Origin of the sequence: Stenotrophomonas sp. S41 (assembly GCF_016624625.1) — a bacterium.
Lineage (GTDB): Bacteria > Pseudomonadota > Gammaproteobacteria > Xanthomonadales > Xanthomonadaceae > Stenotrophomonas.
The window spans coordinates 12,027-25,505 of sequence record NZ_JACVTV010000032.1; the positions used below are offsets into that span (position 1 = coordinate 12,027).

Genomic DNA, 13,479 nt, shown 5'->3' on the forward strand with positions numbered 1-13,479 from the left:
CTTCGATGCTGAAGATCATTTGCCTGACGGCTGCCCTCGGGGCAGCGCTGGGAACGACCGCGCACGCGGCCGACCTGGAATTCAACGGCCGCCATGCGCGCGCCGAAGCCGCTGCCAAGGGCAGCTTCGTGCTGCATGCGCCCAAGGGTGAGGTGCAGATTGCTGCCGCGCCCATGCGCAGCCAGACTGCCAGCGTGATGTTCGACGCGCTGTTCGCACTGGCCCAGCAGGAAATGGACCAGGACCGCGTCGATGCGATCCGCGATCCGTCCTTCGATGAAGGTCGCCCGGTGCCGTGCGAGTGCTTCCAGACCGGCGCGCGCTGGCCCTATGTGTGGACCCGCGATCTCAGCTTCGCCGCCGATCTGGCGCTGGCGAAGCTGGACCCGCAGCGCACCCGGCAGTCGCTGCAGTTCAAACTGTCGGCCGCGCGCGATGGCCATACCCCCGGCCTGTTCGTGGCCCAGGACACCGGCTCCGGTGGCAGCTGGCCGATCAGCAGCGACCGCGTGGTGTGGTTCCTTGCCGCGCGCCACCTGCTGGATGATCCAGCCTTCGCCGACCAGGTCTGGCAGGCGCTGCAGGGCACCCTGGCGCAGGACCGGGCAATGGTGTTCGACGCGCAGATGGGCCTGTACCGCGGCGAGACCTCGTTCCTGGACTGGCGCGAGCAGACCTACCCGGACTGGACGCGCGAGAACGTGCGCTTCATCGGCGATTCCTACGCGCTGTCCACCAACGTGCTGCACTACGAGGCCCTGCGCCTGGGCCAGCAGATGGCCGCGCAGCTGGGCGACGAGCGCAGCGAGCAGTACAAGGCCTGGGCCGATGCGCTGGCGCTGCAGATCGATGCGCGCTTCTGGCGCGAGGACATGGGCCAGTACATGAGCTACATCGGCGAAGCGGCGCACCCGGTGCCCTACGCCAAGGTCGACCTGCTGGGCCTGTCGCTGGGCATCCTCGCCGACGTGCTGCCCGCCGAACGCGCGCAGCGTGCGCTGGCCGCCTACCCGATGGGGCCGGCCGGCAGCCCGGTGGTGTGGCCGCAGGAAGCGCAGCAGCCGATCTACCACAACCGCGCCATCTGGCCGTTTGTCAGCGCCTATTCGCTGCGCGCCGCGCGCAAGCTTGATGATGCCCCGCGCATCGCCGCCGAGATTCGTTCGCTGATGCAGGGCGCGGCGCTGGCTGGTTCCAACATGGAGAACTACGAACTGGTCACCCAGGCCGTGCACGTGGACGAAGGTGCGCTCAGTGGCCCGGTGGTCAACTCCGAGCGCCAGCTGTGGTCGGTGGCCGGTTATCTGGCCATGGTCAGCGAAGGGGTGTTCGGCCTGCAGGACGATGGCAGCGTGCAGCCCAAGCTGCCGGCCAGCCTGGTGCCGGACCTGTTCGGAAAGCAGCGCCGCATCAGCCTGGACGCCAACGGCAAGCGCTACGTGCTGGAGCGGCCGAAGCAGCTGGGCGAGGGCCTGCTGGTGGCCGGCAAGGTCAAGACCCGCGGTACCACCACCACCGTGCAGCTGGTGCCGGCCGCAGTCGCGCCGCGCGCAGCCGTGGCCAGCGCCGATGCCAATGCGCGCGCACCGGCGACGCCGGCCGCGCCGCAGGCCAAACGCAGTGGCAAGGCCTGGACCGTGGCCGTGGCCGCCGACCAGGTGCTGTGGCAGGACGGCAAGGCCGTGCAGCCAGCCAAGGGCGTGGCGCGCGTGGGCGACGATGGCCTGCAGCATTGCCTGAGCCTGACCCGTCGCGAGGGCATGCTTGAATCGCTGCACAGCCCGATGCTGTGCGTGGGCCCGCAGCAGGTGCTGCGTGGTGACCGCCAGTGGCGCTTCACCACGGCCAAGGCCGGCCACGTGCGCCTGCGCCTGCAGTACAACAACCCGAACGGGCCGATCAACACCGGCGTGACCGCGGCCGTGAAGCAGTTGAACCTGCAGTGCGCGGGCCAGCCGGCGCAGCGCCAGACCGTCACCCTGCCGCACAGTGTGGCCGCGCAGGAATCGACCGCGGTCAGCTTCGCCGTGCCCAAGGGCCGTTGCACGGTCACGCTTGAGGAAGGCTTCAACATGAGCGCACTGCAGCACTTCGCGCACTACACCGGCGGCAAGGGCGGGCGCGAAGGCGTGCTCAACCAGGCCCAGGTGCAGGCGCTGAAGGTGGCACCGGTCGCGGCCGTCGAGGGCGCACGATGAGCCGTCCCGCCAAGCCGCAGCTGTCGTTCTGGCAGATCTGGAACATGTGTTTCGGCTTCCTCGGCATCCAGTTCGGGTTTGCCCTGCAGAACGCCAACGCCAGCCGCATCTTCGAAACATTGGGCGCATCGCAGGACGCGGTGCCGGGGCTGTGGATCGCCGCACCGCTGACCGGCCTGCTGGTGCAGCCGGTGGTGGGTTATCTGTCCGATCGCACGTGGACGCGCTGGGGCCGGCGCCGCCCGTTCTTCATGGTGGGTGCGGTGCTGACCACGCTGGCCCTGCTGGCGATGCCGAACTCGCCCACGCTGTGGATCGCCGCCGGCACGCTGTGGGTGCTCGATGCCTCCATCAACGTGTCGATGGAACCGTTCCGCGCCTTCGTCGGTGACCAGCTGGCGCCCCGCCAGCGGCCGACCGGCTATGCGATGCAGAGCTTCTTCATCGGCGTCGGCGCCATCGTCGCCAGCTTCCTGCCCTTCATCCTCACCCACTTCGGGGTCAGCAACACAGCGGCGCCGGGCGAAGTGCCCGATTCGGTGCGCTACGCGTTCTACTTCGGTGCGGTGGTGCTGCTGGCGGCGATCAGCTGGACGGTGTTCAGCACGCGCGAGTATTCGCCCACCGAACTTGCGTCCTTCGACGATGCCGAACCGCCGGCGCACCATGCCGGCGCCACCATCACCGGGCCCGCGCCGTGGGGCCAGGTGGCGCTTTGGCTGGGCCTGGGCGTGCTGCTGGCGGCACTGATCGCCTGGCGCCAGGGCGACAAGATGCTGTACGTGCTGGCTGGCCTGTGCGCGGTCTACGGCCTGCTGCTGGCACTGGCCCGTGCGCTGCCCGGCACGCACATGCTGGCCGCCATCGTCGGCGACCTGCGGGCGATGCCGGTGACCATGCGGCGCCTGGCCTGGGTGCAGTTCTTCTCGTGGTTCGCGCTGTTTGCAATGTGGATCTTCACCACCGCTGCGGTGGCGGGTACCCACTTCGGTTCCACCGATCCGCAGTCGGCGGCCTACAACGAAGGTGCCAACTGGGTGGGCGTGCTGTTCGGTGCCTACAACGGTTTCGCCGCGCTGGCCGCGCTGCTGATCCCGCCGATGGTGCGCGCGCTGGGCCTGCGCTGGAGCCACCTGGTCAACCTGTGGCTGGGCGGGGCAGGGCTGATCTCGATGATGTTCATCGATGATCCGCGCTGGCTGCTGCTGTCGATGGTCGGCGTCGGCTTTGCCTGGGCCTCGATCCTGTCCCTGCCGTATGCACTGCTGTCGGACAGCGTGCCGGCGGCGAAGATGGGCGTGTACATGGGCATCTTCAATTTCTTCATCGTGATCCCGCAGCTGGTCGCGGCCAGTGCGCTCGGCTTTGCCCTGCGTGCGTGGCTGGGTGACCAGCCGATCCATGTGCTGGTGCTGGGCGGCTGCAGCCTGCTCGTCGCCGGCCTGTGCGTGCTGCGGGTTCCGTCCCGTCCGGAGGTGGTGTGATGCGTGGTGTGTTGGCTGTTGCTGTTTCCCTTGCCCTGTTTGCCGGCCAGGCCGTGGCCGCGCCGCGCCCGGACTACGTCGGCACCACCGAGCCGTTCGCCAGCGATGCGGTGTACTTCGTGGTCACCGATCGCTTCGTCAACGGTGATACCTCCAACGACCACCGCGACCAGGGCGGCAAGCACCGCACCTTCGATATCCCGGTGCCGTGCCCGGACAAGGTCGACGGCAACATCGGCTACCTCGGCGGCGACTTCCGTGGCGTGCTCGACAACGCGCAGTACATCCGCAACCTCGGCTTCGGCGCGGTCTGGATCACGCCCATCGTCGACAACCCGGACGAGGCGTTCACCGGCAGCAAGCCGATCAGCTGCACCAGCACGCTGACCGACCGCGGCAAGACCGGCTACCACGGCTACTGGGGCATCAACTTCTACAAGCTCGACGAACACCTGCCCAGCAAGGATCTGGATTTCGCCGGCCTCAACAAGGGCCTGCACGATGCCGGCCTGAAGGTGGTGCTGGACATCGTCGGCAACCATGGTTCGCCGGCATGGACCATGCCGAAGCGGCAGCCGCAGTTCGGCCAGATCTTCGACAAGGACGGCACGCTGATTGCCGACCACCAGAACCTGCCGCCGCAGAAGCTGGACCCGAAGCACAACCCGCTGCACGCGTTCTACAACAACATCGGCCCGGTCGACAGCAAGGACGGTTCGATCTTCGATGGCAACCTGGCCGAGCTGTCCGATTTCAACCAGGACAACCCGGCGGTGATGGATTACCTGGTCGGCGCCTACCTGCAGTGGACCGCGCAGGGCGTGGACGCGCTGCGCATCGACACCATCGGCTGGCTGCCGCACCCGTGGTGGCACGAGTTCGTCAAGCGCATCCGTGCCGCGCATCCGGGCATGTTCATGTTTGGCGAGGCGTTCGACTACAACGCGGCCAGCATCGCCGAACACACCTGGCCGGCCAACGCCAACGTCAGCGTGCTCGACTTCCCGCTGCGTGGCGCACTGGAACAGACCTTCGGCACCACCGGCAAGGGCTTTGAAACCCTGGCCGAACCGCTGCACCTGACCGGTGGCCCGTACGCCAACCCGTATGAGCTGATGAGCTTCTACGACAACCACGACATGCCGCGCCTGCAGGCCAGCGATACCGGCTTCATCGACGCGCACAACTGGCTGTTCACCGCGCGCGGCATCCCGGTGGTCTATTACGGTTCGGAAACCGGCTTCATGCGCGGCCGCGCGGAACATGCCGGCAACCGTGCCTACTTCGGCCAGCAGCGCGTGGATGACGCGCCGCAGAGCCCGATCTTCGCGCCGCTGCAGCGCATCGCCAAGCTGCGCGAGGCCACCCCGGCCCTGCAGCGCGGCCTGCAGGTGAACGAGCGCCTGCAGGGCGACGAAGCGGTGTTCTTCCGTGTGCTGCAGCACGGCGACGTGGCGCAGACCGCGCTGGTGCTGCTGAACAAGGGCGACGCGGCGCGCGGTTTCGAAGTAGATCGCTACCTGCAGGCCGGCACTTGGCGCGACGCGCTGGGCGGCGGCGAGCTCAAGGTGAAGCGCTCGCTGAAGGTGGACGTGCCGGCGCACGGGGTGAAGGTCTTCGTGCTGGATGCACCGGTGCAGCAGCCGGCGCTGCAGGCCGAGCTGGACAAGGCCGTGGCCGACCAGCAGGCGCGCGACCAGCGGTTGAAGCGGTAGTGCCGGCCGCTGGCCGGCAACTGCAGATGGATGGCATATTCAACTGCCGGCCAGCGGCCGGCACTACGACAAGGATGGGTTGAATGATGCGACGTCTGCTGGTTTCGCTGGGCGGTGGTGTGGTCACCGGTGCCCTGATCGCTGCAGTGACTTTCCCGTGGCTGGCGCGTACCGCCGCCATTGCCATGCCGCGCACGGCCAACGTCCATCTGTGGGATGCACTGGTGGTGTTTGGCCTGGGCGCCAGCGTGGTAGCGCTGCCGCTCATGCTGCTGGCCCTGCGCGTGACCCGCGCACGTGGGCTTGAAGTGACCGTGATGCTGGTGGCAGCCATGTTCGCTGTCGTGGCTGCCCTGAAAAAGGTGGACGCGCTGGACGGCGGCGGCAGCGTACTGCTGGCGTGGGCGGTGGGCATGCTGCTGGCCGCGCTGGTGCACGGCTTCTGGCGGTCGTCCGCCGCGTTGAAGGCCCAGCCCCAGTAGAGCCAGGCCATGCCTGGCTGAGTTCCGGTAGCGCAGGGCCATGCCCGGCGGGAGCCCGTGCAAGCAGTCGAGCAAGCTCGACTCTACAATAGGCATCCCCCGAAACCTGCCGTACCGCCATGACCGACCTCCCCCCGCAGACCCCGATCGAAACCCTGCTGAAGGCCGCCATGGACGGAGCCGTGCCGATCCGCGCCTTCATGGAAGCCTTCGTGGCCTCCGAGGTGGTGCTGCTGACCGGCAGCCTGGTCACCCCCGATGGCAGCGGCTTCGACCCGCTGCTGTTCGACAAGCAGGGCACTCTGCACGTGGCGGTGTTCACCGATCCGGCGCGGGTGGGCATCCACAGCCAGCAGGCCCCGCACCAGATCCGCTGGCTGATGCTGGACGTGCTGCGTCGCGTGCCCGGTGGCTACGGCGTGGTGGTCAACCCCGGCACCACGCTGGGCTTCGAGATTTCCGCCAGCGGCGTGGGCGAGATCCTGAAGGATTTCGCGCAGGGCTGAGCAGGATCTCCCATGGATTCGATTGATCGCACCGCCTCCCACCATGAACGTCGGGCCGCGATGTGGCTGGTGACGGGCGTGGCTGTATCGCTGGCGACAGGGCTGACGCTGGGCATCGGCTTCGATATCCACGATACCCCCGCACCCGTGTTGGCATGGGTAGGAAGTTGGGGTGCGGCCTGGCATCTGTACCAGGGTGCGCGATTGAAGGGACGGCGCGCATGGCTGTGCGGTGGCCTTGCTGTGCTGGGGCCAGTGCCTGCGCTCATGGTCCATGTGTGGTTGCGCAGGGCGCACCGCTTGCCCGGTGGCTAAGGCGTTGGCCGGATCCTGAAGGATCTCGCGGAGGTGTAGAGTCGAGCCATGCTCGACTCATCTGGAATCGTGCGAACGGCAGTCGGGCGTGGCTCGACGCTACAGAAGCAGCAGGCGGGCATGATTCAACGTTGCAGGATGCTTCCCTTCGCGCGCCGTCCGTGATTCCCTTGGGCGATATCGGGATGCAGGCTCTGTCATGGAATTCAGGGAACTATCCGGCGGCGCGCCGGAAAATCTGCAGCTGGCCCAGTGGTACCACATGCAATGGGGCAAGGAAGCCGGCCTGTCGCTGGAACAGGAACTGCAGCGGCTCAACCAGCCGCAGGATGCCGGCGGTTTCCCGCACCGGATTGCTGCATTTCATGAAGGTCAGTTAATCGGTGCGGTGCAACTCAAGCGTCGGGAAATGCCGGCGTTCCCGCAGTATGAGCATTGGCTGGGCAGTGTATTCGTGGCCGACAGTCATCGCGGGCGTGGGCTCGCCAGCCATCTCGTCGATGAGGCGATGGTGCAGGCGCGGCAGAAGGGCGTGCGCGATCTCTATCTGCAGACCGAAGCGCTGGACGGCGGCCTGTACGCGCGGCTGGGCTGGCAGCCCATCTGCGAGGCCGACAGCCACGGCTATCGTGTGCTGGTGATGGTGCGTAGGCTGCAGGCATGACCACAGCTGCATCCCGGCATTCCCGTAACGCGCTGATCTTCCTGATCGCAGCTATCGTCGCTGCATTGCTGGCCCTGCCGCTGCTGGGCGCGGCAGCAGGGGCGTTCGGCCTGGGTCTTCGGTGGGCCTGCGCTGCTGGGCACGGTCGCTTCGATCGTCGTGAATGTTCTGCTGGCGGCCCTGCCGTCCTTGGCACGGTCGCCGCGATGGTGGTGTACCGGCTGTTTGTCTTACCCGGCGCCGAAGCACGGAGTGTCGCCGCAAGATTGAAGTCGCCGGGGGCTGGTACTGCCTGACAAGGGCTCGTACTGCTACCGTGACATGGAAGAGGCTGTTTCGTTGCCTGTCATGTACATGGCCCGGTCAAGCGCATTGCGTCGAGCATCTTTTTGTTCTACGTATCTGAACAGATCTTGCTCGATCACCCGATTGCTGAGTGCCTTGAGTCGCTCAAGTTCCGCCTCGGACCTGCCAGGTGAGTCGACAGAAAGTTGAAGGCTGTTTGCGATTTGTAGTGAAATTCTCCCGCGAAGTTCGGAGGCCTCTCTTGCTTGTCCGTGTTCGTCAAACAGGGTGTGGATCGACATGGCAAGATCATCTGTGTGCTGCTGTCGTAGGCTGGGGATCGTCTGGTTTGCGTAAGAAAACCCTAGAATTGTCGAGAGGATCGCTGTAAGCAGGTGTGTTCCGAATAAAATAAACTTCTTCATTGCGGCTTGTCCTAGCGCGGGAGAATCCATTCGCAGCGATCAAGTTTTCCATTCACGGTGCCGCATCGGAATTGTCCACCCCCGAAGAGATAGCGGACTTCGCGAGGCCAGTCGCTCTTGTCGATGTCGATATCGATGTTTCCTCCGTTCTTGATTGTGTCCGATTCGGGGAGGAGATCGCCATGGACATTCTTGGCGGTGCCTTCAATAAGGCGCGCAGCTCCTCTCACCATTGGATTGATCTGCCAGCAGGCGGTGTCTCCGTTGTCCATTAGCAGGCAGCCGCCGACACCTTTCCCAAAGAAGTATTCGAGAGATCTGAATAGCGATCCGATCAGATTTCCATTGATTTGGCCGTGCTGCCACGCTGGATTTTTCGTCGTTTGCGCAATTCGAATTACATCGTCAACTGCAGGGATAAATTGATTTGCGACGTATACGCTTGAAAAATACCCGCTGTCATTGCTGGGTTTGACGAAAATCCACTCTTTGGACATGTGGACGATGGCCTCCAGCTGGAGGCGTTCGCCATCGCTGAGTTCATGTGAACTGCTGTCGTAGTCTCCTTGACCATATGGAGTGTTTATGGATCTGCTGGGCAAGCGCCAAGTAGGGACTTCGATGTCGTTGATGTCATCGAATCCTAAAGGTGAATGAGCTCTTTCGATTCGCTTGGGTACTTCCCCGGCTGGGACGTAGTTGACAGTGACATATAGCGCTTGCGCAGTATTTGGATTGACGACCATGTACCTATCCCAGCCGCGACGATCACCATGGGCGATTTCGCCTGCAGACTCATACTGCCAATCCTGCGAGCAGTTTCCGCAGGTTACGATTTGAACTGCGTGCGCTGTTGACGGAAGGGCAGAGTGCGCGGTCATAACCAGAACCGACGCCAAAATGTTTTTCATGATCTGATTTCCCTTGGTTGGCGATTGCTGTACGCGGATTCGACTCGGAATCGACGTGAACCCGTGTGTTCATGCTGCCGGCCTGGCTATTTGGTCTGAATAGGTCATCTGCTTTCGAAGCGCAGGAAACAAGATCGTTTGGATGTCAGGGAATGAGAGACTGGCCTGTGAGTGGGCGCGGCAGCAGGGCCGCCCGGCCTGGGCCTTTCGGTTGGCCTGCGCTGCTGGGTACGGTCGCTTCGATCGTGGTGTATGTGCTGCTGGCGTTGCTGGGGCCGAAGCGCGGGGCATCGCCACAGCGGTAACGTGGGCAAGCTCTGCCAGGCATGGCCTGGCACTACTGGAATCAGATCAGGCCGAAGCGTGAGGCAACGCCACGGGGGTGATGCGGGCGAGCCCTGCCAGGCATGGCCTGGCGCTACTGGAATCAGTTCGGGCCGAAGCGCGGGGCATCGCCGCGAGGTTGGTGCGGGGAAGCCCTGCCAGGCATGGCCTGGCACTACTGGAATCAGGTCTGGCCGAAGCGAGGGGCGTCGCCACGGGTATCAGTTCGGGTAGTAGAGCAGGGCGGAGCCCTCGGCCAGTGCTTCTTCGTAGAAGCCGGCAAAGCGACGGTAGGCATCGGTGTTGAGCGCGTCCACCTGGAATCGGCCGCAGCGTAGGTCATTGATCTGGTCGAAACCGAAACGCGCGCACTCGGCCTGTGCCAGGTCGAAGGCATCACGCTCGTCGTCCTGCCTCAGGAACAGCATGGCGTTGTGGACCGCGCCGGGTTCAGGCGCGTTCCATTCAAACTCCGTCGTACCGGCATAGCGGCCGGTGAATCCATAAACCATCACGATCACGTGGCATTTCCCGGCAGGACCGCGGAGGTGCCGGCAATCACCGGCACCTCCGCAGGCATCACATCGACACCTTCTTCCGGTTGTCGTCGCTGTCGCGGTCGATCAGCTTGTTGTACGGATCGAACCCGGCCTCGTCCGGTTTGCCATCCACGGTCACGGTGATCACCGGGGCGGCCTCGGTGATGTGGTGACGCTTCAGGTACAGCACCTTCTGGTCGCGTTCCTTGCCGGAAGGCGCATTGGCGAACACGCCGATCTCGATCCAGTCGTCCAGCGTGGCGGGCGTTTCTTTGCCCTGGTCGTCGGCATGCACCTTGGCGGCGTGCAGTGTCAGGGTCACATCGTAGCGGCCATCGGCACGCTTCTTCGCGCGCGCGTCCACCAGGCGGTTGTCGTGCAGGGTGATCTTCTCGAACAGATCGGTCAGCAGCTGCTGACGGTCGGTCGGGGCTTCGGCGCGCAGGTAGTCCACCAGTTCCCGCGAGGTGGTGTAGGGCGGCTGCTGGTAGCCCTTGTCCTGCAGGAAGCGTTTGAGGGCCCGGTTCACGGCCTGTTCGCCCATCTCTTCGCGCAGGCGGTAGAACACCAGCGAACCCTTGTTGTAGTGGATGTACTGCTGGTTTTCCACCCGCTTCAACGGCAGTTCGCCAATGCGCTCGCCACCACGGCCGGCCAGGTAGCGGTCCAGTTCGGTCTTCAGGAACTGGCGCATGTGCGCGCGGCCGTACTCCTTTTCCATCACCATCAGTGCCGAGTACTGCGACAGCGATTCGGACAGCACCGTGGCGCCCTGCACGTTGGCACCGATCACCTGGTGCGCCCACCACTGGTGTGCGATCTCGTGCGCGGTCACGTAGAACACGTAATCCACCTTGTCCGGGTCGCGCAGGTCGGCGATGAAGCCGATCGATTCGGAGTAGGGGATGGTGTTGGCGAAGGACTGGGCGAAGCTGCGGTAGCCCGGGAACTCGATGATGCGCACCTGGCGGTGCTGATACGGGGTGAAGCTCGCCTCGTAATAGGCCAGCGACTTCTGCACGGCCTCGATCATCCGATCCACGTTGTAGGGGTGGGCCGGGTCGAAGTACACCTCGATCGGGATTTCCTTGTACATGCCCTTCTTAACCTGCCAGCGTGCGGACAGGTAGGCGTAGAAATTCAGCATCGGCCGGTCCATGGCGTAGCTGAAGCAGCGCCGCCCATCCACGGTGGCTTCCTTCTGCAGGTAGCCCGGTGCCAGCGCCACCTGGTCCGGTGCGGTGCAGATGGTGGTGCGGAAGTCCAGCCAGTCGGCATCGTCGGAGATGTAGGTGTTGGCCCGCGCCGCTTCGTCTTCCAGTTTCGGCATGCGCGTCGGTTCGCCCAGGCCCCGCTTGCGCCGTTCGTTGCGATCCTTCAGCTCGCTGTTCTCGTCGTAGCCGAAGGAGGGCAGCAAGCCACTGTTGAAGAACGTGCCGTTGTCCACGATGTAGCTGGGCGCCTGGCCAGCGGTGATGCCCTTGGGCTTCTGCTCGACGCGGAAATGCACCGTGCGCTGTTCGCCCGGCTGCAGCGGCGTGGCCAGGCGGTAGATGCGGTAGCCCAGGTCGGCATCGTGGAAGCTGAGGGTCTGCCCGCCCAGGTCGACCTTGATCAGCTCACGGTCGTCGCCCATCGAGATGTGGATGTCGTTGATCGGCACCGCGTGCGGATTGCGGATCGTCCAGTCGGCATCGATGGTCACCGTCTGCGTTTCCGGACGCAAGTCCACGCGGTTGTCGATGGCGATGATGCGCGGCTGCGGCAGGTTGCGGTACTTGGACAGCTCGCGCTCGTAACGCACCTGCAGGTCACGCTGCTGGTCCGGTGACACGAACTCGTTGCGGATGTTGGTGCTCCAGTACAGCCAGCTGCCCAGGGCAACAAAGGCCACCAGCGATACAGCAAACCCCGCGCCGGTCGGGCCGCGCAGGCGGTGCATGGCCAGCTTCATCCGCTCACGCAGACGTGTGCCGACGCCGCGCACCCAGAACGCGGATGCCAGGAACAACAGGGCGATCAGCAACAGGGCCCAGTAAGCCTGGAACACCAGTTGCCCCGGCAGGAAGTGGCCGTAGCCGTTCATGTCCGAGTACGGGGCGTTGGGCCAGTTGCCGAAGTTGTAGATGTTCTGGGTGAAGTCCAGCAGGCCCAGTGCGACCTGCGCGATCATCACCAGGATCAGCAGCGCGTAGCCGAAGAACTTGTTGTTGGTCAGCACCTGGAGGATCAGCGCCATGCCGCCCATCAGCACGTAGAACACCGATCCCAGCGCCAGCGCCTTCAGGTACAGCAGCGGCTCCAGGTGGGTGTAGCCCTGGGTCAGCTGCAGCACCATCGACACCCCCGCGCCGATGGCCTGGAAGCAGGCGACGATGACCACCAGCGTGGTGAAGCGGGCCAGCAACGGCACCCAGTTGGGCACCGGCATGGCGTCGCTCACTTCGTTCAGGCGCACCGAGCGCTCCTTCCAGACCAGCTCGCCGGAATAGAACAGCACGATGATCACCAGCAGCCAGCTGTAGGCGCCCTGCAGTGACGCCAGCATTTCACTGGTCACCGGCCAGATGGGCGTGCCGTACATCACGTTCTGGTGCAGCGCGCCGGGAATGAAGTTGGCCAGGCCCAGCACCAGCAGCACGATGAACGGCACGCTGCGCAGCACGCCCACGGTATCGAAGCGCACCTGCCGCAGGAACTGGTGCCAGCCGGTGGCGGCACCGAACACCGGGCGCACACGCGGGGCGACGATCTGCACCGGCCGCGCGGCATCGGCGTTGGCCACGATCTTGCGGCGGCCCCAGCGGCGGCGCCCGCTACCGGTGCGCTCGCTACGGAACAGGGCAAAGGTGGTGGCGAACAGCGCAGCGGCCACGCCCAGCCACAGGGCACGGTTGGCCACCAGGTAGCCGGCCACCGCCGGCAGTTGGGTGTTGCTCTGCTCTGCGGCCCAGTAGCGCACGGCACGGCCCAGCGCACGCATGCCCAGCGGTTCGGTCAGCGTGGCGATCCACACGTTGTCGATGTCGCTCAGCAGCGAGGCGCTTACCCCGTACAGCACGAAGTAGCCCACCAGGCCGATGTAGACCCACAGGATGGAGCGGGTCACCGCCGCCAGCAGCGAGAGCAGGGCGGTGGTGAACAGCACGTTGGGCAGCACGATCCAGGTGAAGGTCCAGGCGTAGCCGGCCAGCGAAACGGGGCCGACCCGTGCCTTGTCCACCCACGGCATCAACGGCCCCAGGAAGATGCCCAGCGCGATGATGAGATAGACCACCAGGCTGGCGCAGATCGCGGCCAGCAGCCGCCCGGCAAGATAGTCGCGGCGCTTGATCGGGCTGGCGAAGATCAGTTCGGCGGTGCCCAGTTCGAAGTCACGCAGCAGGGCATTACTGACGAACAACGTGGACACCAGCATGCCCATCATGGTGAAGATGCCCATGAAGCGCGCGATGACGATCGGCGCATTGCTGTGCACGTTGCCGGCACCCCCACCGAGCTGCACGGCTTCGGTGGAAGCTGCGGCGAAGGCCAGCGCGGCGAACAGGAAGGCCAGCAGCCACAGCAGCGGCGAACGCAGCTGCTCGCGCAGCTCGAAGCGGAAGAAGGTCAGGATCATGGTCTACTCCGG

11 protein-coding genes and 1 pseudogene are annotated in these 13,479 nt (G+C 65.0%); 8 read left to right on the forward strand and 4 right to left on the reverse strand.

All coding sequences use genetic code 11. The annotated features are described in order from the left end of the window. The first annotated feature begins 5 nt into the window (after window positions 1-5). From IAE56_RS09155 to IAE56_RS09190, 8 genes and pseudogenes are all read left to right on the forward strand, one after another. On the forward strand, window positions 6-2,198 hold the full coding sequence (locus IAE56_RS09155; protein WP_200752319.1) for a Six-hairpin glycosidase-like protein: 2,193 nt from the start codon (window positions 6-8) through the stop codon (window positions 2,196-2,198). After that, window positions 2,195-3,682, forward strand: coding sequence for an MFS transporter (locus IAE56_RS09160; protein WP_200752320.1), 1,488 nt, complete (start codon window positions 2,195-2,197; stop codon window positions 3,680-3,682). Before IAE56_RS09155 ends, IAE56_RS09160 begins: the two co-directional genes overlap by 4 nt. Continuing rightward, a complete protein-coding gene (locus IAE56_RS09165) occupies window positions 3,682-5,397 on the forward strand; it encodes an alpha-amylase family glycosyl hydrolase (RefSeq protein WP_200752321.1) in 1,716 nt (571 codons plus the stop codon). The genes IAE56_RS09160 and IAE56_RS09165 overlap by 1 nt, the downstream gene beginning before the upstream one ends. An 83-nt stretch (window positions 5,398-5,480) precedes the next feature. Then, window positions 5,481-5,879: a hypothetical protein gene (locus tag IAE56_RS09170; RefSeq protein WP_200752322.1), complete on the forward strand. Its 399-nt coding sequence runs from the start codon at window positions 5,481-5,483 to the stop codon at window positions 5,877-5,879. Window positions 5,880-5,998: 119 nt separating this feature from the next. After that, window positions 5,999-6,385 carry an SseB family protein gene (locus tag IAE56_RS09175; protein ID WP_200752323.1) on the forward strand — a complete coding sequence of 129 codons (387 nt, stop codon included), beginning with the start codon at window positions 5,999-6,001 and terminating at the stop codon, window positions 6,383-6,385. A gap of 12 nt (window positions 6,386-6,397) precedes the next feature. Next, window positions 6,398-6,700 carry a hypothetical protein gene (locus IAE56_RS09180; protein ID WP_200752324.1) on the forward strand — a complete coding sequence of 101 codons (303 nt, stop codon included), beginning with the start codon at window positions 6,398-6,400 and terminating at the stop codon, window positions 6,698-6,700. A gap of 199 nt (window positions 6,701-6,899) precedes the next feature. Further along, entirely contained in the window at window positions 6,900-7,364 is a 465-nt protein-coding gene (locus IAE56_RS09185) for a GNAT family N-acetyltransferase (protein ID WP_200752325.1), read from the forward strand. Beyond that, window positions 7,361-7,634: pseudogene (locus tag IAE56_RS09190) on the forward strand (hypothetical protein). The gene IAE56_RS09185 and the pseudogene IAE56_RS09190 overlap by 4 nt, the downstream one beginning before the upstream one ends. Before the next feature lie 41 nt (window positions 7,635-7,675). On the opposite strand, the gene IAE56_RS09195 reads toward IAE56_RS09190, so the two are convergent. The 4 genes from IAE56_RS09195 to IAE56_RS09210 all read right to left on the reverse strand — a co-directional run bounded on the left by IAE56_RS09195 (window position 7,676) and on the right by IAE56_RS09210 (window position 13,467). Beyond that, window positions 7,676-8,074 carry a hypothetical protein gene (locus IAE56_RS09195; protein WP_200752326.1) on the reverse strand — a complete coding sequence of 133 codons (399 nt, stop codon included), beginning with the start codon at window positions 8,072-8,074 and terminating at the stop codon, window positions 7,676-7,678. Between the two features lie 11 nt (window positions 8,075-8,085). After that, window positions 8,086-8,985 carry a hypothetical protein gene (locus IAE56_RS09200; RefSeq protein WP_200752327.1) on the reverse strand — a complete coding sequence of 300 codons (900 nt, stop codon included), beginning with the start codon at window positions 8,983-8,985 and terminating at the stop codon, window positions 8,086-8,088. Window positions 8,986-9,530: 545 nt separating this feature from the next. Further along, window positions 9,531-9,830, reverse strand: a complete 300-nt coding sequence (locus IAE56_RS09205; RefSeq protein WP_200752328.1) for a hypothetical protein — start codon at window positions 9,828-9,830, stop codon at window positions 9,531-9,533. Window positions 9,831-9,888: 58 nt separating this feature from the next. Continuing rightward, the gene (locus tag IAE56_RS09210; RefSeq protein WP_200752329.1) at window positions 9,889-13,467 is read right to left on the reverse strand and encodes an ABC transporter permease subunit; all 3,579 of its coding nucleotides are present in this window, start codon (window positions 13,465-13,467) and stop codon (window positions 9,889-9,891) included. Between the last annotated feature and the right edge of the window lie 12 nt (window positions 13,468-13,479).